23 protein-coding genes are annotated in these 24,793 nt (G+C 39.7%); all 23 read right to left on the bottom strand.

Translation table 11 applies throughout. The annotated features are described in order from the left end of the window. Positions 1 to 62: 62 nt before the first annotated feature. A complete protein-coding gene (locus E7303_RS07400; protein ID WP_292144560.1) occupies positions 63 to 1,124 on the bottom strand; it encodes a type IV pilus twitching motility protein PilT in 1,062 nt (353 codons plus the stop codon). Positions 1,125 to 1,197: 73 nt separating this feature from the next. Continuing rightward, entirely contained in the window at positions 1,198 to 1,791 is a 594-nt protein-coding gene (yfbR, locus tag E7303_RS07405) for a 5'-deoxynucleotidase (RefSeq protein ID WP_292144561.1), read from the bottom strand. Between the two features lie 24 nt (positions 1,792 to 1,815). Then, positions 1,816 to 2,982: a radical SAM family heme chaperone HemW gene (gene hemW / locus E7303_RS07410; RefSeq protein ID WP_292144562.1), complete on the bottom strand. Its 1,167-nt coding sequence runs from the start codon at positions 2,980 to 2,982 to the stop codon at positions 1,816 to 1,818. A 1-nt stretch (position 2,983) separates the two neighbouring features. Continuing rightward, positions 2,984 to 4,792 carry a translation elongation factor 4 gene (gene lepA / locus E7303_RS07415; protein WP_292144563.1) on the bottom strand — a complete coding sequence of 603 codons (1,809 nt, stop codon included), beginning with the start codon at positions 4,790 to 4,792 and terminating at the stop codon, positions 2,984 to 2,986. A 219-nt stretch (positions 4,793 to 5,011) separates the two neighbouring features. Next, complete coding sequence (gene rpsT, locus E7303_RS07420; protein ID WP_022773104.1) at positions 5,012 to 5,275, bottom strand: 30S ribosomal protein S20; 264 nt, start codon at positions 5,273 to 5,275, stop codon at positions 5,012 to 5,014. Between the two features lie 150 nt (positions 5,276 to 5,425). After that, positions 5,426 to 6,403 carry a putative ABC transporter permease gene (locus E7303_RS07425; protein WP_292144564.1) on the bottom strand — a complete coding sequence of 326 codons (978 nt, stop codon included), beginning with the start codon at positions 6,401 to 6,403 and terminating at the stop codon, positions 5,426 to 5,428. A gap of 20 nt (positions 6,404 to 6,423) precedes the next feature. Then, positions 6,424 to 7,365 (bottom strand): TIGR03943 family putative permease subunit, encoded by a 942-nt coding sequence (locus E7303_RS07430; protein ID WP_292144565.1) that lies wholly within the window; start codon positions 7,363 to 7,365, stop codon positions 6,424 to 6,426. Between the two features lie 193 nt (positions 7,366 to 7,558). After that, on the bottom strand, positions 7,559 to 8,719 hold the full coding sequence (locus tag E7303_RS07435; RefSeq protein WP_292144566.1) for an RNA-guided endonuclease InsQ/TnpB family protein: 1,161 nt from the start codon (positions 8,717 to 8,719) through the stop codon (positions 7,559 to 7,561). Beyond that, complete coding sequence (locus tag E7303_RS07440) at positions 8,682 to 9,305, bottom strand: IS607 family transposase (protein ID WP_292144602.1); 624 nt, start codon at positions 9,303 to 9,305, stop codon at positions 8,682 to 8,684. Before E7303_RS07440 ends, E7303_RS07435 begins: the two co-directional genes overlap by 38 nt. A gap of 129 nt (positions 9,306 to 9,434) precedes the next feature. Then, on the bottom strand, positions 9,435 to 10,613 hold the full coding sequence (locus tag E7303_RS07445; protein WP_292144567.1) for a GTP-binding protein: 1,179 nt from the start codon (positions 10,611 to 10,613) through the stop codon (positions 9,435 to 9,437). 127 nt (positions 10,614 to 10,740) lie between these two features. Then, positions 10,741 to 13,335 (bottom strand): hypothetical protein, encoded by a 2,595-nt coding sequence (locus E7303_RS07450; RefSeq protein WP_292144568.1) that lies wholly within the window; start codon positions 13,333 to 13,335, stop codon positions 10,741 to 10,743. A 173-nt stretch (positions 13,336 to 13,508) separates the two neighbouring features. Next, on the bottom strand, positions 13,509 to 14,003 hold the full coding sequence (locus E7303_RS07455; protein ID WP_292144569.1) for a Gx transporter family protein: 495 nt from the start codon (positions 14,001 to 14,003) through the stop codon (positions 13,509 to 13,511). A 31-nt stretch (positions 14,004 to 14,034) separates the two neighbouring features. Continuing rightward, a complete protein-coding gene (locus E7303_RS07460) occupies positions 14,035 to 14,424 on the bottom strand; it encodes a NusG domain II-containing protein (protein WP_292144570.1) in 390 nt (129 codons plus the stop codon). Positions 14,425 to 14,597: 173 nt separating this feature from the next. After that, positions 14,598 to 15,383, bottom strand: coding sequence for a CheR family methyltransferase (locus E7303_RS07465; RefSeq protein WP_292144571.1), 786 nt, complete (start codon positions 15,381 to 15,383; stop codon positions 14,598 to 14,600). Positions 15,384 to 15,545: 162 nt separating this feature from the next. Then, complete coding sequence (gene rpsA / locus E7303_RS07470; RefSeq protein WP_292144572.1) at positions 15,546 to 16,685, bottom strand: 30S ribosomal protein S1; 1,140 nt, start codon at positions 16,683 to 16,685, stop codon at positions 15,546 to 15,548. Beyond that, on the bottom strand, positions 16,666 to 17,520 hold the full coding sequence (gene ispH / locus E7303_RS07475; protein ID WP_292144573.1) for a 4-hydroxy-3-methylbut-2-enyl diphosphate reductase: 855 nt from the start codon (positions 17,518 to 17,520) through the stop codon (positions 16,666 to 16,668). Before ispH ends, rpsA begins: the two co-directional genes overlap by 20 nt. Before the next feature lie 35 nt (positions 17,521 to 17,555). After that, positions 17,556 to 18,221 (bottom strand): (d)CMP kinase, encoded by a 666-nt coding sequence (cmk, locus tag E7303_RS07480; protein WP_292144574.1) that lies wholly within the window; start codon positions 18,219 to 18,221, stop codon positions 17,556 to 17,558. Between the two features lie 28 nt (positions 18,222 to 18,249). Next, entirely contained in the window at positions 18,250 to 19,506 is a 1,257-nt protein-coding gene (locus tag E7303_RS07485) for an NAD(P)/FAD-dependent oxidoreductase (RefSeq protein ID WP_292144575.1), read from the bottom strand. Next, entirely contained in the window at positions 19,506 to 20,456 is a 951-nt protein-coding gene (locus tag E7303_RS07490) for a MurR/RpiR family transcriptional regulator (protein WP_292144577.1), read from the bottom strand. Before E7303_RS07490 ends, E7303_RS07485 begins: the two co-directional genes overlap by 1 nt. Further along, positions 20,453 to 21,004: a TetR/AcrR family transcriptional regulator gene (locus E7303_RS07495; protein ID WP_103869139.1), complete on the bottom strand. Its 552-nt coding sequence runs from the start codon at positions 21,002 to 21,004 to the stop codon at positions 20,453 to 20,455. The genes E7303_RS07490 and E7303_RS07495 overlap by 4 nt, the downstream gene beginning before the upstream one ends. A gap of 132 nt (positions 21,005 to 21,136) precedes the next feature. Next, positions 21,137 to 21,835 (bottom strand): MgtC/SapB family protein, encoded by a 699-nt coding sequence (locus E7303_RS07500; protein ID WP_292144578.1) that lies wholly within the window; start codon positions 21,833 to 21,835, stop codon positions 21,137 to 21,139. Positions 21,836 to 21,964: 129 nt separating this feature from the next. After that, the gene (locus E7303_RS07505; protein ID WP_292144579.1) at positions 21,965 to 23,026 is read right to left on the bottom strand and encodes an ABC transporter ATP-binding protein; all 1,062 of its coding nucleotides are present in this window, start codon (positions 23,024 to 23,026) and stop codon (positions 21,965 to 21,967) included. 60 nt (positions 23,027 to 23,086) lie between these two features. Continuing rightward, positions 23,087 to 24,793 carry an ABC transporter permease gene (locus E7303_RS07510; protein WP_292144580.1) on the bottom strand — a complete coding sequence of 569 codons (1,707 nt, stop codon included), beginning with the start codon at positions 24,791 to 24,793 and terminating at the stop codon, positions 23,087 to 23,089.

Below are 24,793 nucleotides of genomic sequence, written 5' to 3' on the forward strand. Positions count from 1 at the left end.
AAACTCCCCATTCGCAAGTCAAAAATCTACGCAAAAAAATGGCTACGTACGTAGCCATTTTCTTATCTGAGCATTTTATTTTGCATGGTGTCAGGATCCTGTGCGAACTGAAGGGCGCTTTCACGGGATATCTTTTGAGCGCGGTAGAGTTCAAGAATTGCGTCATCCATGGTCATCATGCCCTGTTTGCGGTATGTTTGCATATAAGTTATGAGCTGATGGGACTTTCCTTCACGGATGAGGTTTCTGACAGCGCTGTTTACATGGAGAACTTCAAAGGCTGCTGCACGAGAAACGCCATCAGTTGTAGGAATGAGCTGCTGGGAAATAACAGCTTCCAATACTCCTGCCAGCTGAATACGTATCTGTTGCTGCTGATGAGAAGGAAATACATCTATGAGCCTGTCAACAGTATTGGACGCACCTATTGTATGTACTGTAGAAAGAACAAGATGTCCTGTCTCCGCTGCAGTTATAGCAGTACTTATGGTCTCAAGATCACGCATCTCTCCCACAAGGATTACATCAGGATCTTCTCGAAGAGCTGCCCTAAGTGCGTTGGCATAGCTGTTTGAATCAGTTCCGATCTCCCTCTGGTTTACAATTGACATTCTGTGCTGATAGGTAAACTCGATAGGATCCTCAAGAGTGATAACATGCGCCTCTCTGTTGTTATTGATCATATCAATGATAGAAGCAAGTGTCGTTGATTTACCGCTTCCTGTTGGGCCTGTTACAAGAACAAGGCCTCTTTGTTTCTGATAGAGGTCTACCACAGTTTCCGGTATGCCAAGGCTCTCTGCTGTGGGGATCTGAGTCGCAACAACTCTAAAGGCCATAGCAATTGAACCACGCTGTTTGAAAATATTTAAACGGTAGCGACCTATTCCAGGAATAGAAAAAGACATATCGTGCTGACCGTTTTCTTCAAGCTTTTCTTTTTGCTTGTCATTCATTACTTCGTCAGCAATAAGCTTAGTATCTGCAGGCATCATCTTATCGTAATTGTCCATTGCGATAAGCTTGCCGTTTAATCGCATCTTAGGAGGAAGACCTACAGTAATATGTACGTCAGATGCACCATTTTCCTTTGCTTCTCTTAAGATATCCTCAATTTTTGACATATAAAAAGCCCCTCATTATTGTTATGTCTATAATTATGAATCTAATTTAACTAAAAAGCAATTAATATCCATATCATGTGAGTTCATCAAGCGTACTTCCGTAGGAAGCCAAAAACTCATTTACAAAATCCAAAACCTCAGGAAGGTCCTGGTATAAGCTTCTGATTGCTTTGCCGGTACTCTCTTTTGCAGTCCTGAATTCGCTGTTTCCTGCATTTAATTCATTTATACACTTGATAAGGGCAGACAGCTTATCTGCTGCCTTTACAAGCTTTCTCATATAAACTTCATTCTCATCTTCAGAAGATTTGAAGATTTCTTCATACACAGGTCTCAAATCTTCCGGAAGCTTTTCCAAAAGCTTATTATCTGCTATAGTCTCTACCTGCTTATAGGCAGTTTTAAGATCTGCATTAAAATATTTTACCGGAGTAGGCATATCACCTGTAATGATTTCTGACGCATCATGGTAAAGACCTATAAGTGCAGCCTTGTCAGCATCAAGGTTCTTTCCGTAACGTACATTTCCAATGGTGCAAAGAGCATGGGCTATGATCGCAACCTCCATAGAATGCTCACAGAGATTTTCTGCCCTTGTATTTCGCATAAGTGCCCATCTGTCAATGTATTTCATTCTGGATATAAGTGCAAAAAAATTGTAATTCATCCCACATTCTCCTCTGAAAAAAAATTAAGTCAGTAAAAAATCCGCCATTACTGTATTGCTTACGTCAAGTCCCCTGTCAGTCAGACGCAGTTTATGGGCCATGTTTCCATTCTCATTAAGAGAATCATATGTTTCCAATAGTCCCATCCCAATATACTTTTCAATCGTCTCGGAATACACATCATAAATGTCACGATCAAAACAATCTTTGAAGAGGTCAAGGTCCACGCCTTCAACAAGCCTTAGTCCCAGGAACATGAACTCTTCCATCTGTTCCTCTTTTGAGAGTTCCTGCACATTCTCCTTATAATCCAAAGCAGCATCGCTCTCAAAGGTCCTTTTATACTGACCCATGTCAGTAATGTTATTCCACCTTGTGTTTTTTACCATGGAGGAAGCTCCAAGGCCCAGGCCTAAGTAATTGCCACGTTTCCAGTAAACCTTATTGTGAAAACACTCTGTCTTTTCACTTAGAGCATAGTTGGATATCTCATACCTGTGATAGCCGCTCTCAGCCAAAAGACTCTTTGTCTCATGGTACATTTCCCTGTCCAGCTCTTCAGATGGAAGACTGAGCTCCATATCATAAAATGGAGTTCCTTCTTCTACTATCAGGCTGTAGGCTGAAATATGCTCAGGCTTTAAACTGATCACCTTTTTTACTGTAGCAAGGTATGACTCAAGGCTCTGGTCAGGAAGCGCACTCATAATGTCGATGTTGATATTATCAAAGCCGGCTTTTCTTGCATTTTCATAGGTTTCATAGAACATCCTGCTGTCATGGACCCTTCCGAGCTTTTTAAGTTCATCATCATTCAGCGACTGAGCTCCAATGCTAAGCCTGTTAAATCCAGCCTCTCGGTATGAAAAGAGCTTTTCCCTCATTGCAGAAGCAGGATTGGCTTCAATACTTATTTCTGCGTCCGCGGACACATTAAAGCGTTGTTTTATAAGGCACAGCGTGTCACATATCTCTTTTGCATCAACAAATGAAGGTGTTCCTCCACCAAAAAATATTGATCTGACATCGTAATCCACAAATTCCGGTGAAGAAATAACAATTTCCCTCCTAAGTGCCTCAAAGTAGCTTTTTATCAGATCGTCATTTGCAGGAAAAGATAAAAAGTCGCAGTACAGGCACTTTTTTACACAAAAAGGAATATGAACATATAGTGATAGATTATTTTTCATCTTAATCGGTATTATCAAGCTTAAGAACTGAAAGGAAAGCTGACTGTGGCACTTCAACATTACCAATCTGGCGCATTTTTCTCTTACCTTCCTTCTGCTTCTCAAGAAGTTTCTTTTTACGTGTTATATCACCGCCATAGCACTTGGCAAGAACGTCCTTACGATAAGCCTTAACAGTTTCTCTTGCGATTATCTTGCCACCAACTGCTGCCTGGATAGGGATCTCGAACAGATGCCTTGGAATCTCCTCTTTAAGCTTCTCGCACATCTTACGGCCTCTCTCATAGGCTCCGTCTTTGTGGACGATAAATGAAAGTGCATCGACTTCTTCTCTGTTGATCAGAATATCGAGCTTAACAAGCTCAGACCTCTCGTAGCCTTTAAGTTCGTAGTCAAAAGATGCATATCCTCTTGATCTTGACTTGAGGGCATCAAAGAAATCATAGATAATCTCGTTAAGTGGAAGCTCGTATTTAAGAATAGCTCTTGTCTGCTCAATATAATCAGTACTGAGGTACTTACCACGTCTCTCCTGGCAAAGCTGCATGATTGCACCAACATAATCAGTTGTAACCATGATCTCGCCATTTACGATAGGCTCTTCCATATATTCTATTTCAGATGGATCAGGAAGATTAGTAGGGTTAGTGAGGTCAAATACTGTTCCGTCTGTCTTATGAACCTTGTAAACAACGCCGGGGGCTGTGGTTACAAGATTCAAATCATACTCTCTTTCAAGTCTTTCCTGAATAACTTCCAAATGAAGGAGTCCCAAAAAACCTGCTCTGAAGCCAAATCCAAGAGCCTGAGAAGTTTCCGGTTCATAGAAAAGAGATGCATCATTAAGCTGGAGCTTTTCAAGGGCATCACGAAGGTCGGAATAATGCGCAGAATCTGCAGGATAAAGTCCGCAGTACACCATAGGCATAACCTTTTTGTATCCGGGAAGTGCCTCTGCACATGGACTTACAAAATCAGTAACTGTATCACCAACACGTGTATCCTTAATGTTCTTGATGGATGCTGTAAAGTAACCTACATCTCCGGCAGTAAGTTCATCGCTGGCAATAAATCTTCCGGGGCCAAAATATCCTACTTCTACAACCTCGGCCTCAGCACCTGTTGCCATGAACTTCACCTTCATGCCCTTTTTGATAACACCGTCTCTTACACGAATAAATACGATAACGCCTCTGTAAGAGTCATAAATACTATCAAAGATAAGGGCTGTCAAAGGCTTGGTGGAATCACCATTTGGAGCAGGGATCTTGTGAACAACTGCCTCTAATACATCCTCAATTCCAATTCCGTTTTTAGCTGAAATAAGAGGTGCATCCTGCGCCTCAATTCCAATAACATCCTCTATCTCGTCCTTAACCTCCTGTGGCTGAGCACTGGGAAGGTCAATTTTATTAATAACAGGGAAAACATCCAGATCATGGTCAAGAGCCATATACACGTTGGCAAGTGTCTGGGCCTCAACTCCCTGTGTTGCATCAACAACCAGAATAGCACCATCACAGGCTGCAAGACTTCTTGATACTTCATATCCAAAGTCTACATGTCCTGGAGTATCTATCATGTTAAAGGTGTATTCCTCACCATCTTTTGCCTTATAAATCATTCTTACAGCCTGAGACTTGATAGTGATTCCTCTCTCACGCTCTATATCCATATTATCAAGGACCTGGTTCTGCATCTCTCTGCTGGTAAGAACGCCGGTTTTCTCGATCATTCTGTCAGCAAGAGTTGACTTACCATGGTCTATATGTGCTACTATACAAAAATTCCTAATCTTACTCTGATCCACGCAAAAATCCTCTTTCTAAAAATAGATGATGAAATGGCCAAATTATTTTTTGCCCCTATTTGACCCTGTCATCATAATATACCACAATTCAGCCCCCGAAAAAACTCTTAAAGCCCAAAATCTCAAGCCTTAGGAATTAAAGCATTTTCTTACAAAATAAAAAACCACATGTCGGTGAGAAGACACGTGGTTTTGATTTATATATCATTATAAAAAAGATTAAGCCATCTTGTTTACAGCCTGAGCAAGACGAGAAACTTTTCTTGATGCTGTGTTCTTCTTGAATACACCCTTTGACTCAGCCTTGTCAATTGCAGATGTAGCGTTAAGAAGTGCCTTAGCAGCCTCGTCCTTGTTGCCAGCTTCGATAGCAGCACGAACCTTCTTGATTTCTGTCTTTACAGCTGATTTGATGATCTGATTTCTCTCAGCCTTTTTCTTATTAACTAAAACTCTCTTCTTGGCGGATTTAATATTTGCCATAATTACCTCCGAATATTATAACTATTTGTATTTTTAGTGATGATAATGACTAAGGCTAGACACGGAAAGCCTTTTGTCACATACTCTACAATATATTAGATGAAATATCGCAAACTGTCAATATATTTTTAGTTTCAAATATCCTAATGATCATTTCTTTCTAAAGCTTGCAGCTTTTTCTTTTATCTCTTCCAAGCTTGTCTTAAACTTACCCGAAACCATTCCGGGGTTACCAAGAATAGTCCTGTTTCTGTACCATTCAAAGAAGCCTCTTATTGGTTTTGGAGCAAGCCTATCCATAAGGATACGGTACTTTGCATACATTTCGCCAACCTCTTCTCTTACATTTAACATGCTTGGAGAAGGATCATGATAAAGCTTTTCTTTTAAACCGGCGAAAGATTTTTCCAATTTTCCACTAAGTACATCTACTCTGCTGCCAATTCCGGAGCTCAAAACTTCTACTCTGCTGCCGATTCCGGAACTTATGCCATCTACTCTCTGTCCAATGGTCTCGCGAACATCCTCGCCCTTAAAGGCAATGATAACATCGAGTCTCTTCTGCATTCTTCCCATTTCTTCTTTGGCTTTTTCCATATACACAAGGAAATCTCTAAGATCGATAGCTGTCTTAAACGCCACCATAAAATCGCAGCTCACATAAACAGTTAGCACCGTTGTAAAAATAGTGAGAAAATTGTAAGGTATGGACATTATGAAGTTTTCCACAGGAATCTGAAGATAATGCGTGAAAACAACAGTGAAAAATCCCCAAACAAGCGTGGATTCAAGACATATATACCCATTGATATTAAGGAACTTATCCGAATAGTCCCAGTATCTAACCTTAAAAAGCAGTTCCATCAAAACGCCCACAACGTATTCAAGGGCTGTAGCTCCAACGCACCCTGCCAGATAGACCAAAAGTATATTGGAATAAAAGGGCTTTGATACAACAAGCATCATTATCCCACCACTGCCATATAAAGGTAAAAAGGGGCCTCGCATAAAGCCCCTGTTTACAAACCTTTTATTTAATATAGATACATAAGTGGACTCAAAGCACCACCCAAAAAAGCTGTATAGATAGAATAGAAAAAGCCACTGATGTGGTAAATAATCAAACACGACAATCCCCCAAAAACTACTTATTGTTCCGGATTTGAAAAATCTATTACCGGATTATCAGGTTCTGTTGTCTTTTCGACTGATATAGCCTTAAGAACAGGTCCTTCGCCCTGATACTCCTCAACATACTGCTTCTCAACCTTTGCAGTAACAAGGACCCAATCCTTTTCATTAAGATCAGCCACCTTGTCATACTCACATGCAAAGCCCAAAAACTGCATATCCTGCGCACAGCATGTCATTGCCATTCTTCCAGGAACAAAGCGGTTCTCAGGGAACTCTGTTGGCTTAAGCACCATACCTTTAAATCTGACCGTTTTACCTTCATATCTGTCAACATGGTCAAGAGCATCAAGATAGAACATTCCATAACCATAGTTGTTGAGATCGATAGGATTAGCATTAAGGTCAAAAGGAAGATCCTCATCCAGAGTTACGTCCACTTCACCATTTTTATCTTCAAAGATAATATCAGCCTTCTGGTTGATAGCCTTAACATTTCTTTTATAAGAAGCAAGGTCCTCAATTCCATCGCAGCGGTTGAATAAAATAAGGTCAGAATTTCTGATCTGCTCTGCAAGAAGAGACTTCATGTTGTTGAAATACAGTTCAAAACTTGAAGCGTCTATTACTGTTATCTGCTGCTCAAGATTCCACATTACAGGGAGCTTTAAGTTCTTAAAGTTCCACATTCCGTTATACTCAACAAGGATTCTCTCAGGATTGTGCTTTGCATCAAGTGCAATAAGCGCATCCGGATTAAAGTCTTCCTCGTCTTCTATTTTCTCAATAACAGTGTTTGTGGATTTAAGAAGCTTTTCCTCATAATCATTCTCTCCATCCTCACAGACGATCAAAAGAGTCTTGCCTTTTGTCCTGAAGTAAGGCTGTGCAATTGTATATCTAAAGAAATCTGTCTTTCCACTGTCGAGAAAGCCATTGATTATATATACTGGTTTCAAATTAATTCTGCCACTCAAAATGTGTTTAAATATACTTAACACATCGAGAAATTGAAGTCCTCACGGATACTTCTTACTGCTTCAACGTGTATGCTTTGGCGATTGCAAGCAATACGCTACTCACAAGTTCTTGTACACTCCACAGTCGTAAATTCCTGCGATAGCCCACAGTACATACTTACGTTTGCTTTAGTTATGCAATTTCGTAAGTTTTGGCATCTCTAAGATTTAGGCTTGCATTAAAATCTCTATCTTCAACATAACCGCAGTCACATCGATAAATTCTATCTGAAAGTTTTAAATCTTTCTTTATATTACCGCAGCAATGGCATATTTTTGATGATGGATACCATCTGTCTACAATCCTAAGTTCAATACCGTTATCATCACATTTAGTCTTTAACTTAGTTCTAAATTCATAAAACTTCTGCGATGCAACAGCTTTTGAAAGATGCCTGTTCTTCATCATTCCCGACACATTCAAGTCCTCAATAGTTATATAAGACGGCTTGGTTTTCACTATCTCAGCTATTGTCTTATTGATGTAATTAGTACGGATATTGTCTATCCTATGATGAAGCTTCTGTACTTTAAGCTTTTGTTTTTGTATATTTTTCTGAGTGGACTTTCCTTTCTTAAAATTTTCATACTTGCGTGATAGACACCTTTGTTCTCTACGCAGTTGTTTTTCAATTTTTCTTAATCTTGCTGACTTATTGATATTCTTGTATGTTTTCCCATTTGAAACAATCGCCAAATCTTTTAAGCCTAAGTCAATCCCTATGCCATCATTGCTATTATTGGCAATCTTGACATTAGGAATTTCAACAAGAACTGATACGTAGTATCTACCTGCTCTAATGGACACTGTACCGCTTTTAATTTTCCATCCGTCTTTAGTTGTAGGTAAATAGCCCTTTTCTTTAAGACGTACCCAACCTAAAGTCGGTATGTTTAGTCTATGTCTTTCGCAACAACAATCCTTTGGGTTGTTCTTTACAAAATACATTTTTACATCTGACTTGCCTTTCTTTTTGAAATTTGGAAAAGCACTTTGATGTTTGAAAAACCTTGTAAAAGCAGTGTATCCATCTTCAATAGATTTCTTTACGGCTTTTGAATATGCTTCCTTAATCCATACTTTGTCAGGGTTATTAGGAATATATTCATTATTAAGCCATACACTAAAACTCTTGCCTGTCATGAACTTCTCACCCTTGTCATGTAAGCTTTTGTTATGACCAAGATAGAAGTTGTAGACATATCTACAAGTACCAATAGTCTTACTGATTTTAACTTTTTGCTCGGCTGTCGGATTAATTTCCGTTTTGAAGCTCTTTAGCAATTTCCTCATCCCTTTCTATTTGTTTTTTATACTTGCGAAGTCCATACAACCTACAAGAAAACACATGGAGTATTGAAACAATATCCTGTACTAGTTCTTCTTGTGGTGATAGATCTTCATTGTTTACTACCACTATGGTCGTATTGAACTTCATACAGAATTTTGCAAACCAATCATAGCCAAAACGGATAAATCTGTCTTTATGCGTTACTATGATAGTTTTGATTTTTTGTTCCATGACTTCATCTAATAGTTCATTCCACTTTTTACGGTTGTAATTTAGACCACTTCCATAATCTTCAATACATTGGTCTACAATAATGCCTCTAGCATTGCAAAACTGCCGTAAAAAAGATACCTGATTATGTAAGTCATCTTTTTGATTTCTTGTAGACACTCTGGCATAAATAACAATCTGACGATTATCATTTTCTGTGTTTATACCTTTAAACTGAAGATATTGGTCATAAGTATAATAACGCCTATCAGTTGGAGTTCGGTTCGCCTTTAGAGTTCCTTCCCTATCCCATCGCTGCAATGTCTTAACGGAAACACCCAATAGTTCGGCAAAATCTTTTGGCTTGTAATTTGTGATATTTGATGTGTTCATAATAACTTACTCCTTCGAGCACATTTAAACACATTTAAACACATTTAATCACATTGGTCAATATCTTAGGTTGCTTAACATTTCTCCTTATCATAATCGCTTAACTTCTGTCTATCAAAGTCTACGGAAGAGCTTCTCAAGGTTCTCCTCTTTAAGTTCAGATCCGATTACGCAGAACTTACCTGTTACATCTGCTGCGCCCTTACGAACATCAGCTTCACCAGGTACATAGTCAAACTCGATCCATGATCCGTCTGTGCTTGGAACAACGCCCTTTGTACGAAGAACGATACCAAATCTCTCATCATTCTCGAGCTGAGCCAGCATGCCCTTTATCTCATCCTCTGTATATTTGAGAGGTGTCTCCATGCCCCAGCTGATAAATACATCTGCTGCATCATGGTGATGATGGTGCTCATGTTCATGCTCATCCTCGTCATGATCGTGGTGGTGATGATGCTCATGTTCATGCTCATCCTCATCATGATCATGGTGATGACAGCACTCATGCTCTTCATCGTCGTCATGGTGATGGTGACAGCAGCACTCGTCATCGTCGTCATCATCGTGGTGTGCACTGTAAACTACTGAGCCGTCCTCAGCAACAGTCTTGTGGCTTCCATGGTGATGATGGTGGTGATGATGTTCCTGTTCCTGCTCCATTACAAGCTTTAAAAGCTCTGCTTCGAGGTCATTGTTGCCCTCAAATGTATCAAGGATTTCTTTTCCTGTGATCTCATTAAGTGGAGTTGTGATGATAGTAGCCTTCTCGTTGTGCTTACGAATAAGCTCTACCGCCTCTTCGATCTTCTTCTGATCAGCCTTGTCTGTTCTTGTAAGGATGATTGTTCCGGCATTCTCAATCTGGTTAATAAAGAACTCACCGAAGTTCTTGATATAAACCTTTGCCTTTGAAACATCAACAACAGTAACAGCGCTGTTAAGTTCCATTTCATCTGAAGTATCTGCAATATTCTGGATAGCTCTCATAACATCTGAAAGCTTACCTACTCCTGAAGGCTCGATAAGAATTCTCTCAGGTGCATACTGCTCCATAACCTGCTTAAGTGAAGTCTCAAAATCACCTACAAGTGAACAGCAGATACAGCCTGAGTTCATCTCTGTGATCTCAATTCCGGCTTCCTTTAAAAATCCGCCGTCAATTCCGATCTCACCAAATTCATTTTCAATAAGAACTACCTTAGTTCCTGCAAGTGCTTCCTTTAAAAGCTTCTTTATAAGAGTTGTCTTACCAGCTCCCAAAAATCCTGAAATAATATCTATCTTGGTCATTATATCTCCAATCTGCACATTCATTATCTGTGCTATAACTACTACAACAAGGTCTATTCTATAGCAGCCCACAAAAGAATGTCAAGAAAGTAGAGACCATATACTCAATGGGATGGAGAACAAGCAACTAATCAATTTCTGATTTTTCTTCCGCCAAACCTTCAGTAGAGTCATCTGTCATTTCTGTTTCATTTTCTTGTGAATTTTCATTCTGCGAATTGTCATCACCAGTATCAGGAGTGATATTTTCTTCTGCTACATTCTGCAAATGATCATCATTTTCTGAAGTACCATTGTTTCCTGTTATTTCTGATGAGCTTTCTGCAGCTGACTCTATTATAGAATTGCTTCTTGAAGCCACATTGCTATTTTCTGTTTGGGAATCATATTGCTTATCAGCATTATCGATATCTGAAATGTCAGATTCTTTAGAAATAGAAGTACTTGCAGCACTTTCTTCTGTAGATATTGAAGATGCGGCGTCCTCTTCATCCAATGATAATTCAAATTCTTTTAAAAGGCTCTCGATATCCAAGGAGCTGTTTGGTGCCATAATATGTGAAGTTCTAAGATTCGTATTTCTCGGGCTTGGCACATTTACTGTGCTGTTATAGTCCTTATAATTCTGGCCAAAAGAAATATGCGCTTTCAGTATCTGTCCATGGACATAACCACAGGATGGGCGGTATCCCAAAAGCTGTCCATCCTCATATTTACATATTTTTATCTTATTCATATGCACTTCAGGATCGCTCTTACCTCTGTCACGGAAGACATTGATATCTGTAGTAGACTCTGAATGGTAGCCGTCATCAGAGTCATATTCCGATCCACAATAATTACAACGCCATCTGAAGATAGGGTCATCGCCGTTATCACGGTCTGTCACATGATACAGATTATCGCAGTCTTTTCTTGTTCTATATGAATACCAGTACTCGATCTTATAGCAGCTGTCAGTATGCTTATGGGTTACAGCAACGTTATAGCATCCGCCCTTTCGGCTGGCAGGAACATATTCTTCATCGCATACCTTGCCTTTTCCGTCCTTGTGATAGTGGTACTCATACTCAACTTTACCTGCAACATCACCATTTCCCAAGACAACCTGCTGCGGGATCTTATTTATCGCATCGCTAAGTTCCTTAAATGTGGCATCCTGTCTGACCTTAACGCCCTTAGTGAGTAATGTGGATGCCAATAGCTTTTTGCCATCACTCACACGCTGAAAAACCTTATCAATCTTTCCGTTTGTTTTATTAAGTTCGGTTGTTATATAGCTCTTTAAACCATTTGTGTTGTTCAAAGAAGTATTCGTAATATTTTTAAAGTTATTATTTATTGATGTGTTAAGTTCATTAAACTTATTTGTGTTTGTCTTGTTCATTCCATCAAGTTTACTGCTGGTAGCCTTATCCATAGCATCAAGCTTGCTGTTTGTTGACTTACCCATTGCATCAATCTTGCTGTTTGTTGATTTATCCATGGAATCCAGCTTATCACTGGTTGATTTATCCATGGAATTTAGTCTGTCATTCGTGGCTTTATTTAACTCATCCAGCTTATTACTCGTGTTTTTTCCAAGTTCATCCAGTTTACTGCCGGTTCTTTTATCCAGGTCATCAAGTTTACTATTAGTAGAATTGCCCATTTCATCAAGTCTGCTGTTAGTAGATGCATTCATCTCATCGAGCTTACTGCTTGTAGCTGCGTTCATCTCATCCAGCTTATTGTTTGTGGAATTATTCATCTCATCAAGCTTACGATTTGTTGATTCATCCATTTCACTGAGCTTATTGTTTGTAGCTGAATTCATTTCATCAAGCTTATTCTTGGTAGTTGTATCCATTTCATCAAGCTTATTCTTGGTAGTTGTATCCATTTCATCAAGCTTGTTTTTGGTTGAGGTATTCATCTCATCAAGCTTATTTTTAGTGGATGTATCCATCTCATTAAGCTTAGTGCTTGTTGTCTTATCCAGCTCTGCCAGTCTCTTCTCAGTAGCCTCGTTAAGCTCCTTTATGTTTTTTTCCAAAAGATCTACTGACTTGCCCATGTCCGTTGTAAAGTTCTTATCAAGATTCGAAAGCTTTGTGACCAGATCAGTGTACTGCTTGAGATTTTCTCCGGTCATTTTCGTATCATTGCTCTTTATAAGATTTTTAATAGAATCCATTAGCTCCTTATTGTCAGACTGGGCCTTGGAATAATTATTTTCTATCTGATTAAATCTTTCAGAAACCTGGCTAAATTCCTGATTGAGCTTATCCTTATTCTCTCCTCCGTTTTTCTCGATAAGTTCTTTCATATTCTGAATCTGGCTATCTGTCTGAACCACCTCGCTATGGAGTTCTTTTAAGTTACCACCAAGAGTAGTAACTTTCTCAGTTATATGCTCATTTGTCTTATCTTCTTTCGTAAGCTCATAAAAAGAATCAAGACCATTTTTACTATCAACTATGTTCTTATCAAGCTCTGTCAAATACTCATGGAGTTCATCAAGTTTTTCATTTGTTGCTTCTTTGCTCTCTTTTTCGCTTTCAGCAAACTCTTCTTTTGCTGTAGCCATAGCCACAGGGGTACTGATGTAGATCAGGCCTCCACAAAGCACCAGCGCAATGATGACCGCAATTGCCACCACAAGCGTATCGTGCCTCTTAAGCTTTTTTAGCAAAAGCTTAACCGAATTGTTTTGTTTGTCCCATTTTCCTCTAAAATTCATAACAATGTCCCTTTCTGAAATTGCTCGCAAAAAGGCACAGATACGCCCAATGCAAGCGTCGTTAATAAAAAAAGTGGAAAATCACCGGAAGAATTTCCGTGATTTATGTCAGCTGAATGCCGACAAAGAAACATTATACACAAATCATATCAGAATGCAAGAACATTTTTAATTTATACAGAAACCTTTATTCTTTTGACGATTATGGCGCCGATGAGTCCTATAATTAGACCGCTGATGATACCTGAAAGCCATAGAACGGGAAGGTACCAGATGATTGCTTTGGTGTTTAAAAGAAGCATCGCAGCAAGGATCTGGCCGATGTTATGAGTGATGCCGCCTGCCACACTCACTCCTACTGTACTGAATTTGTCAGTCTTTTTAAGGAGTATCATTACCAGTGTGCTGAGCATTCCTCCTGCAAAAGAAAAAGCGAAGCTCATAAGAGTACCAAATAATAGCGAAACTGCAATGATTCTTACAATATTGATGAAAATGGCGCTTTTGTTTCCCATTTTGTAAAGCGCAACAATTACAACTATGTTGGTAAGCCCCATCTTAACTCCGGGAATGGCCACGAAGGCAGGAAGTTGCATCTCTACATAGCTTAGTATCATTGCAAGTGCAGCCATAACTCCATATGTAGCTATCTTTTTTGTTTTGTCCATCCTTATCCCCTAACAACACTTAATCTCTGATTTAACCAACTATTGCATCGAACTCTTTTGGATCACTTTCATTATCATCCCTTATTTCCACAACAACTCTATTTGGAAGGCATATGATTGACTGACCCTGACTACTTATTTTCCCCATGTGAACACATAAAAGATCCGGACAAGAAGCTTCAGTAAGATAAGCCTCTCCGTCTTTAATAACAAGGTAGTTAGTCCCACCTTCATACCCTTCTATCTTAAACTCAATATCTTCATCCAAAGGAAATGTATATTTTACTACTCCATCAACTGAAACCACCACAGTTTTTCCTGTCTTTTGCGTAAATCTGACAGCCACGGCTATGGCCATGGTAATTACAAGTAATCCAATAATAAGTATTATGTCATAGCGAATCTTGCTTTTATTATTCATTACAACTCCCTTAGAGTTATTATATGCATGCCATCAAGCAGCAACAATAACCATGTTTTTCTCACTCTTAAACATTAGCAATTTCTTTTCCCTATGTCAAAAAAAGCTGCCCCCTGCCATACGCAAGTATGACAAGGGGCAGCTTATACATTTATGTATGCAATATCGAATCTTTATGCTTTAGGTTTTTCGTAATAGAATGAGTTCTTACGGATAAAGCCGATATCCTTATAGTTTACGATCTGCTCTGTACTTCCGATAAAGAGGATTCCTCCCGGTGTAAGGTTAGCATAATATTTTCTGAAAATGTCATCCTTTGCTTCTTCTGTGAAGTAGATCAGAACATTTCTACATACAATGAGGTTACAATCCTTTGGATATGGATCTCTTAAAAGATCTGCCTGCTTAAATGTAACTCTTGATGTGATCTCACTTGAAACCTTCATTCTTCCGTCAGGAGTCTCTGTAAAGTATTTCTTCTTAAACTCCTCAGGTACATTTGCAATTTCCTTTTTATCGTAAATAGCAGCCTTAGCCTTTGCAAGAACTACAGCATCAAGGTCAGTTGCATAGACATTGATCTGATTAAGAGGCACATGCTTGGAAAGAAGCATAACGATCGTATATGGCTCATCACCTGTAGAACAAGCAGCACTCCAGATCTTTAAGTTCTTACCAAATTTACCCATAAGTTCAGGAACCATTTCTTTGTCCATCAGGTTCCACTGATCCATATTTCTGAAAAACTCAGAAACATTGATTGTAAGGTAAGTAACGAAAGAATCAAGCGCTTCTCTGTCCTTCTTTATAAGTGCCAGGAAACCATCATAGCCCTTAACCTCATACTTTCCGATAAGAGTATCAATTCTTCTCTTCATCTGCTTTTCTTTATATGCGTTAAGGTCGATCTTGGTCAAATCATAGACACCCTTTTTAAACCACTCGTAATCGTATTCCATAGGTAGATATCCTCCTAACATTTAGTAGACAAATATTTGTTATAACGTCTCTTATTAAATTCTATATTAGATACAATTTTATGTAAAATTAAATTATTCTAAAGAGACAGTAAAAAAAGAGACTGTGGTATAAACCACAGTCTCTTTAAAAATTTTATCTGATTAGTTCTCTTCGTTCTGCTCAGCGATTACTTTGTCGATATCAACTGAAACAACGTCTCCGTCTTCAGCTACTTCTTCGCTAGGCTCTGGAGCGAACATAGCCTTGATTGAAAGGCTTATCTTCTTTTCTTCCTCATTGAAGTCTACGATCTTAGCTTCAACTTCCTGACCTACTTTAAGTACATCAGCTGGCTTCTCAACATGCTCTTTAGCAATCTGAGAAACATGAAGAAGTGCATCAATACCAGGCTCAAGCTCTACGAAAGCACCGAAGTCTGTCATTCTTGCAACTTTACCCTTTACAATGTTGCCTACAGCATATTTCTCTGTAGCATCCTTCCAAGGATTCTCGTTATCGAACTTTCTTGAAAGAGCAATCTTGCTGCCATCAATTGACTTTACAAGAACTTTAACTGTGTCGCCAACCTTGAATACTTTCTTAGGGCTCTCAACACGTCCCCAGCTCATTTCTGAAATATGAAGAAGTCCGTCTGCTCCACCAAGATCGATGAAAGCACCGAAATCTGTAACGTTCTTAACGATACCGTCAACAACATCGCCAGCTTTGATAGAATCAAAGAGCTTCTTAGCTGCTTCAGCCTTCTCAGCTGTTACAAGCATTCTTCTGTTTCCGATATATCTTCTTCTCTTAGGATTGTACTCAGTTACAACGAACTGAATTTCCTGATCCTGATATTTTGAAAGATCTTTCTCATAGCTATCAGAAACAAGGCTTGCAGGGATGAAGATTCTAACTTCATCAACTACTACTGTAAGTCCGCCCTCAAGTACCTGAACAACCTTAGCTGTAAGTACTTCTTTGTTATTGTAGGCTTCCTCAATTCTCTTGTTGCCTCTGTCGATGGCAAGTCTCTTGTATGAAAGAATAACCTGTCCGTCTGCGTCGTTGGTCTTAAGGACCTTAACGTCCATTGTGTCACCAACTTTAACGGCGGTTGTAAGGTCAATACTGTTGTCGTTGCTGTATTCGCTCTTTGTTAAGATACCGTCGGACTTGTAACCAATGTTAAGGATTATCTCGTCAGGCTTAACGTCAATAACAGTTCCCTCAACAACCTCCCCTGTGTGAATTGTTTTGAACGATTCGTTAAGCATCTGTTCAAAAGTTTGTTCTGACATAATTCTGAACCTCCTCGATAATGTTCTTTGGGGTTGATGCCCCGGCGGTAATCCCTACAAGCTTGATGTCATTATTTTTATTAAAATGCAAGTCTTCCAGGGTTTGAATAAAATATGTCTGCTCACATTTCTGACTGCATATATCATACAGTTTCCTGGAATTGGAACTGTGGGCGCCACCAATGACTATCATGGCATCCGCTTTGGTTGCAATTTCCTCAGCTTCTGACTGACGTTCGTCGGTTGCATTGCATATAGTATTCACAATATTAATATTGTAACCGTTATTTTCAAAGATTTCAACGGTTTCTTGAAATTTATTCCTGTTAAATGTAGTCTGGGACACTAATGTGTATTCCAGTTCCCTGTTTTCGTTGAAATTTTCTGCCTCTTTTGGTGAGTCGATCACAAATACAGGACCTCTTGCATAACTTACGATTCCTTCGACTTCAGGGTGATTGGCACTGCCTACTACTATGATACTTTTTCCGGCTTTACTCTCCTCATCCACGATCTTATGGATTCTTTTTACAAAAGGACAGGTTGCATCAATGATATTCAGTCCGGTTTCCTCAATTTTCTGATGAACTTCCTTGGTAACACCATGGGATCTTATTACTATAGTTCCCTCTGAAATGCCATCAAGTTCCTCTACTGAGTTTATTACTTTTACGCCCTTTTTCTCAAGATCACTGACAACTATCTCATTGTGGATAATGGGTCCATACGTATAAATATTCACATCAGATGAGTTTTTTATCTGATCGTATACTGTTTCAACAGCTTTTGTAACTCCAAAACAAAAGCCGGCATGCTCAGCAACTATTACTTCCATCTACTTACTGCCTTCCTATGTTCATTACGCAAAAATCAGAGACTATTTTTATAAAGGTCAACAATTGTCTTTGCAACTTCATCAATTGTCATGTCTGAAGAATCCACAAGTGTCGCATCATCAGCCTGTTTAAGCGGTGATATCTCCCTGTGCATGTCTCTGTAATCTCTCTCAATAATATCTTTTTCAATCACATCGATGTCGCAAGTTTCTCCCTTTGCAGTGAGTTCTTTAAATCTGCGCTCAGCTCTTACTTTAGAGCTTGCTGTAAGATACACCTTAACATCAGCATTTGGAAGCACTACTGTTCCAATATCACGGCCATCCATTACAACATCAGCTTCATTTGCAAGTTTCTGCTGAAGCTCCACAAGTTTTCTTCTGACATCACCGTTTACAGAGCTTGCAGAAGCCATATTTCCAACTTCCTCTGTTCTGATAAGGCCATTAACATTTTCGCCATTTAACAAAACAACCTGCTCGCCGTTCTCGTGCCTTATGGTAATATCAGCACTGTCACAGGTAGCACTTATCTTCTCAGGCTCATCTGCTCTGATACCGTTTTTTATCATATATAAAGCCATGGCTCTGTACATAGCTCCTGTATCAACATAGATAAAACCAAGCTCTGCAGCCACTTTTTTGGCTATTGTGCTTTTTCCTGCTCCTGCAGGTCCGTCTATTGCAATCTGCTTACTCATAAATCTAAAAACTCCTTATAAAAATATCTTACATTGCTGCGCTTTCGCCCGCAAGATGTCCCGTAGACCAGGCAACCTGAAGATTGTAGCCTCCGGTCTCGGTATCTACATCTATAACTTCTCCTGCAAAGTAAAGGCCTGATACAATCTTGGATTCCATAGTGGAAGGATTTATCTCTTTTACATTGACTCCGCCCTTTGTAATGATAGCTTCATTAAAGCCTCTTGTTCCTGTTATAGTCATAGGAACGCTCTTTATCAGCCTTACAAAGGTGAGCCTTTCCTCCTTGGTGATCTCATTAACCTTCTTTTCAGAATCAATTCCTGACAACTTTATCATAACAGGAATCATTTTTGAAGGGAAAAGACCTCCCAAAATATTTTTAAAGCTCTTATTAAGGCCTTCCTCAAAATCCCTCAAAACTCTTTTATCAAGCTGTTCTTCATTAAGAGCGGGCTTTAAGTCAAGGAAGAGCTCATACTGTTTTTCTTTATCATAATAGCAGCTTGCTGTAAGAACAAGTGGACCACTGATCCCAAAGTGGGTAAAGAGCATCTCGCCAAAGCCGTCATAGACAGGCTTTCTCCTTTTGGCAGACCTGCTGCCAAAAGTGAACATCTTAAGTCCGACATTTTTAAGTGACAGTCCCTGAAGGTCCTTGCACCAGCCTTCCTTTATCTCAAAAGGTACAAGTGAAGGAGCAGGCGTAACGATGCTGTGTCCCAAGTCTTTTGCAAATCTATAACCATCGCCTGTAGAACCCGTTGAAGGATAAGACATTCCACCGGTGCACACGATCACAGAGTCAAACTCTTCTCTTGTGATCGGGTCATCACCTGATGAATAAGTCACGGCGCTCACTCTTCCACCTGATGCCTCGACAGATAAAACAGTTGTATCAAATAACACCTGTACTCCTGCCTTTTTAACAGCATCAAACAAGGTCCTTATGATATCTGAAGAGTGGTCAGATACAGGGAAAACCCTCTCTCCTCTCTCTATTTTCAGATGACAGTTGTTATTCTCAAAAAAGTCCATAACTGCACTATTATCAAAACCATAAACAGCGCTGTATAAAAATCTCGCATTTCTGCGTACAAAGCCAAAATAGTCCTCTACAGCACAGGCATTTGTCACATTACATCTGCCTTTTCCTGTTATGTAGATCTTTTTTCCGGGCTTTTCATTTTTTTCAAAAATAGTGACGCTGCTGCCGCCAGAAGCTGCAGAAAGCGCCGCCATCATACCGGCTGCTCCGCAGCCAATTATTGCAATTTTCTTCATTAAAAATCCTCTTGCTCTGACTCTTTAGGCCTGTTCTGAAGCGGAAGTCCTATCATTGGCGCATCAGAAGCAAAGTCTATTTCATCGTTTAAATATACCTGATAATTGTTCCAGGCCTCTTCTAACATTTTAAGATCCGCCTTTACATCAGCAGGTCTTCTCATGCAAAGAGCGACAACCAAAGCGTTTATAACACTAAGGGGTGCCACAAGTGAGTCAACAATTGATGCCATCTCACTTTTTGCCAAAAGATTGCAGGAAGAATACAGATTCATCGGTGAATGAACAGAATCTGTGATAGTTATAACCTTGGCATTTCTGTCATTGGCAAACTCCATGCACTTTAAGGTTCTCATGGAATACCTTGGAAAACTTATGCCTATTATACAATCCCTATCGTTGATCCTTATCATCTGTTCGAACATCTCAGAAACACTTGTAGTCTTTATAAGAACGTTGTTGCCTCTGATCATATTCAGATAAAAATGTAAAAAATCCGCCAAAGGCTCACAGCTTCTAAGTCCCACGATATAAACCGTCTTAGCCTTTAAAATAATATCAACCGCTGTCTTAAATGCCGCAACATCAATATTATTTATAGTCTGCTCAATGTTGGACATATCAGATCTAAGGATAGTCTGCAGGATTTCTCCGTCACTGCTTTTTCCAAACTTACGTCCAACCTTCTCAACTGAACCAAATTTGTCGCTAACCCAGACAGAAAGTGCCTTCTGAAACTGAGGGTATCCATCATACCCAAGGCTCATGGCAAATCTTACCACTGTAGATTCGCTCATGCCAACAATCTTGCCAACCTCTGCTGCCGTCATAAAAACTGCCTGTTCATAGTGATCGCAGATGTAGAGCGCAATTGATTTCTTACCTTTACTCATCTTGGGATAGCATTCATTTATTCGGGTGATAACATCAACATCATTTTCGAACTTCATAGACTAAATGCCTTATAAGCTGACTCAAGCATCTCTACTGAAGCAGCTTCATCAAGATCAAAATCACCTGTTACAGCCATGCATCCCGCGCCGTGGATAAATACCCACATCTGCATAAACAGCTGCTGTGCATTTTTTACCCCCATGCTCTGAGCCTTGCTGATCTCCTTTACAACATTCTCAGCTGATCCATTTACAAGATCATACATACTCTTTGTATCCTTGTCTTTTTCAGAGAGAAAAAGAAGTCTGAAAAGATGTGGATATTTCTGTGCAAAACCAATGTAAGCAAGTCCGAGATCAACGAATGGTGTCTCATGGGTCTTTGCACTGTCATTGTAGTAATCTTCATAATATGCTGCCGCTTTATTATAAACATCTATCTTTAGTGCATCCATATTCTCGTAGATACGGAAAATAGGCTGTGTAGAGCATCCTGCCTGCGCAGCAAGTTTTCTCGATGTGATCTGCTCAAAGCCCTCTTTCCTTGTGATCTTAAATGCCGCATTTACGATTTCTTTTTGCGTTATGGTTGCTTTTCTGGACATGGTATCCCTCCCCAACAGTAAAATAATTATGTTATTTAAAAGAGCATGCGTTATTATTTTACAAAATGAAAAAGGCTGTGTCAATCACAGCCTTTTCCTGATCTTTCGCTATTTTACCAGCAATTCTGATGATCAGATTTCTTCCACGTAACTTACAAAATCAAGCTCATTCAGAGCATTTATAACTTCCCGATGGGATCTCTTTTTATCTAAATCGATATCTACGATAAGTGCAGCATCAGATGAAAGAAGAGTCTTTTCTTTGCTCTTTGTCATACTGCTGATTTCAAAGCCCTGATCTGATATCCATTTCGACAGCTTTTTTACACCTGCGTTCTTATTGACCTCAATGTAAAGACTTAAGTACTTGCTGTATTCTTCAACCACTTTGCTAAGCTGCATAAGGATAACGTTAGCTATCATTATCAGTATGAAGCAGACAGTGCCAACTACCAGGTATCCGCCACCAATGGCCATTCCCATGCAGGCTGTGACCCAGAGGGTTGCCGCAGTTGTAAGTCCCTTGATCTGCTTACGACCTGTAACAAGGATAGTTCCTGCTCCCAAAAAGCCGATGCCGCTTACAACGCCTGCCGGGATTCTGCTGGTATCAGCTGAAAGCCCGGGTATCATGGCAAGGTAGATGTTAAGCGCCGTGGTAACTGCACTTCCAAGGCTCACAAGCGCAAAAGTCTTAATGCCTGCGCTATGTCTTTTGACTACTCTCTCCCAACCCACAAGACATCCAAAGAGCGTTGCCATAATAAGCCTTATTGCTACAGCAATATCACTGGTTCCTTCTAAAAACTCAAGTATAGTCATTCCGTTCATAAAACTCACTCCATTCCCCATAAAATAATATCCAAAAGATATTGTGATAATTATTATAATACATTCGGGGATTGACAGAATCTATTTCATTCCTTGCTGTATTTATAATAATAACTCTCACTTTTTGTTTTACAGTGCGTAAAGTGTGTTTTCCTGGAAATTAAGAAAAGCCTCATCGCCAACATTATAGATCTTGCGGTTCTTTGGGTTGTACTCCTGGATCTTAACAAGAGCATCCGCAACCTGGATGTGATAATCCTGGTATGCGCCCATAAAGCAGGAATACATAACTTTTCCTTTAATAGCACCTGTATCGCCAAGATATGCTCCTTCAGGTCTAAGTACAACACTGCAGGATGCTCCGATCTCCATATTTCCTGTTGCGCACTTGACTTCTGCTCCATCAATAACAACTGTATCCTGCGCTTTCACGGTAGCATTCATGAAATTAGCTTCGCCGATGAAATCAGCTACAAACTTGTTATTTGGGTAGTAGTAAGCCTCCTGAGGAGTTGATATCTGCTCAACAAGGCCTTTGTTCATAATGATTACTTTATCAGAAATAGCCATGGCCTCACTCTGGTCATGAGTTACGTAGATAGCGGTAATTCCTGCTTCCTGCTGGATCCTGCGGATTTCAGTACGCATGGATACACGAAGCTTGGCGTCAAGGTTTGATAAGGGCTCATCAAACAAAAGAACTCCCGGTTCAATAACAAGCGCTCTTGCAAGGGCAACTCTCTGCTGCTGTCCACCTGAAAGCTGATTTGTCATTCGGTTTTCCATACCTTCAAGTCCAACAAGCGCCAATATATCGGTAACTTTTTTCTTTATAACATCTTTGTCCATCTTGCGAAGCTTAAGTCCATAAGCTACGTTGTCAAAAATGTTGTAGTGAGGAAGAAGCGCATAGCTTTGGAAAACCATTGCAGTATCTCTCTTATTGGGTGTTAAGGCATTGATAGCCTCATTTCCAAGATAAATCTCTCCCTCATCCGGGCTCTCAAATCCTGCGATCATTCGAAGGGTTGTAGTTTTTCCACAGCCTGAAGGTCCAAGCAGTGTCACAAAGCTTCCAGGTTCTATCTCTATATTTGCATCCTTTACTGCATAAAAATCTTTTCCTGTCTTTGGATCTTTATAAATTTTTGAAATATGTTCAAGGCGTACGCCTTTTTTCTCTTTTGCCATAATATTCCTCTCCATCTATGTTTTCAAAAAATGGACCACGAACCCCGTCCCCACCAGGGTTCATTCCATCACTCTTTTACTTGTTCCAAATCGCTTAATGATCATATTCATTATCAAAACAGCTCCATAGGTTATGCAGATAAGGATTGTGGCGAAAGCACAGGCGATGCCATAAGATCCTTTTTCTGCAAACTCATTGATCTGAACCGTAATAAGCAGATAAGACGGTGTAACAAGAAGTATGATCGCACTGATAGCTGTAATACTACGGACAAATGATGTAACAAATCCGCTAAGGAAACTATCCTTGATAAGTGGAAGTGTCACTGTCATAAACACCTTGAAGCTGTCTGCTCCCATGTCATAAGCTGATTCTTCAATGCTCTTGTCAATCTGGCGAAGGGCTGATATTCCGCTTCGCGTTCCTGTGGGAAGACTACGAACAATAAATACGATAACAAGAATAGCACCTGTTCCGTAAAGTCCCTGAAGGATTCCGGTTCCAAAGAGGCCGCCTGAGAAGCCTCTTATGTATCCAATACCAAGAACAGTACCGGGTACAGCCATTGCAAGCATTGAAACAGCTTCTATAAAGCCCTTTGCCTTGAATTTTCTTTTTACAACAAGATAAGAAATGATCATGGACAAAAGAGCTGTGATCGGTGCAGAAATTAGTGACAGGATAAAGCTGTCCTTAAAGGCCTTGAGGCCCTTATACTTTGTAAAGACAAGTCCAAACCACTTAAATGTCAGATGGAAATCATATCCCCATGTACGGAACATTGCTCCGAAAGGAACACAGATGTACATGATGATAACGAAGATTGCCAGTGCTGAGCAGAGGATTGTCAAAGGAACTGTTACACTCTTATCAGTGATGAGCATTCTTTCTCTTGAAGCCTTTCCTGAGAGTGTAGCGGTACTCTTAGCCTCAAGGTAATACTTCTGGACAATGAACATCACAAGTGTTATTGCCAAAAGAACTACCGCCATCGCTGCAGCTCCCTGCTTATCATATGCACCTGTTATCTGAAGATATATGGTTGTTGCAAGAGTATCATATGATCCGCCGATGATCATTGGGTTGGCAAAATCTGCTATAGACTCAATGAATGTTACTAAAAATGCATTTCCAAGACCCGGAAGGATAAGAGGGAATGTCACTGTCATGAATACCTTAAATCTTGAAGCTCCCATGTCTCTTGCAGCTTCTTCCAGGGATGGATCGATATTTTTCAAAAGACCTTTCAGCATCATATAGCAGACAGGGAAAAAGGTAAGCGTCTGTACTATCGCAATTCCCCAAAAGCCATACACGCTGTTGTCATAAATTTTCAAAAGAAATCGTGTTATGATTCCTGCTTTTCCAAAAAGCATGATCATTGAAAGTGAAAGAACAAATGGCGGTGAAACAACAGGAAGCATTGATACCACCTTAAAGAGTCCTTCCATGAATCTTGTGCGGAGCTTTACATAGACCTCCACATATGCAAATAAAAGTCCGATAAGGGCAGATGCAATGCCCACCAAAAATCCTACTTTTAAAGTATTGGTTATGGCCCTTCTAAAATTTGCCAGTTCCATAACTCTTTTAAATGTGTCTAAGGTAAATCCCGATTCAGAAATAAAGCTATCCACAAGCAGTATTGCCAGCGGATACAAAATAAATACAGTCAAAAAAACAATCAAAAGCACGATGGTTGAGACCATAATTGGGTCTGCCATAAGCTTTTTCCTGTCAAGGCTGGCACTTTGACTTTTTGCCAT

This window comes from Butyrivibrio sp. (assembly GCF_015056685.1).
Classification (GTDB): Bacteria; Bacillota; Clostridia; order Lachnospirales; family Lachnospiraceae; genus Butyrivibrio.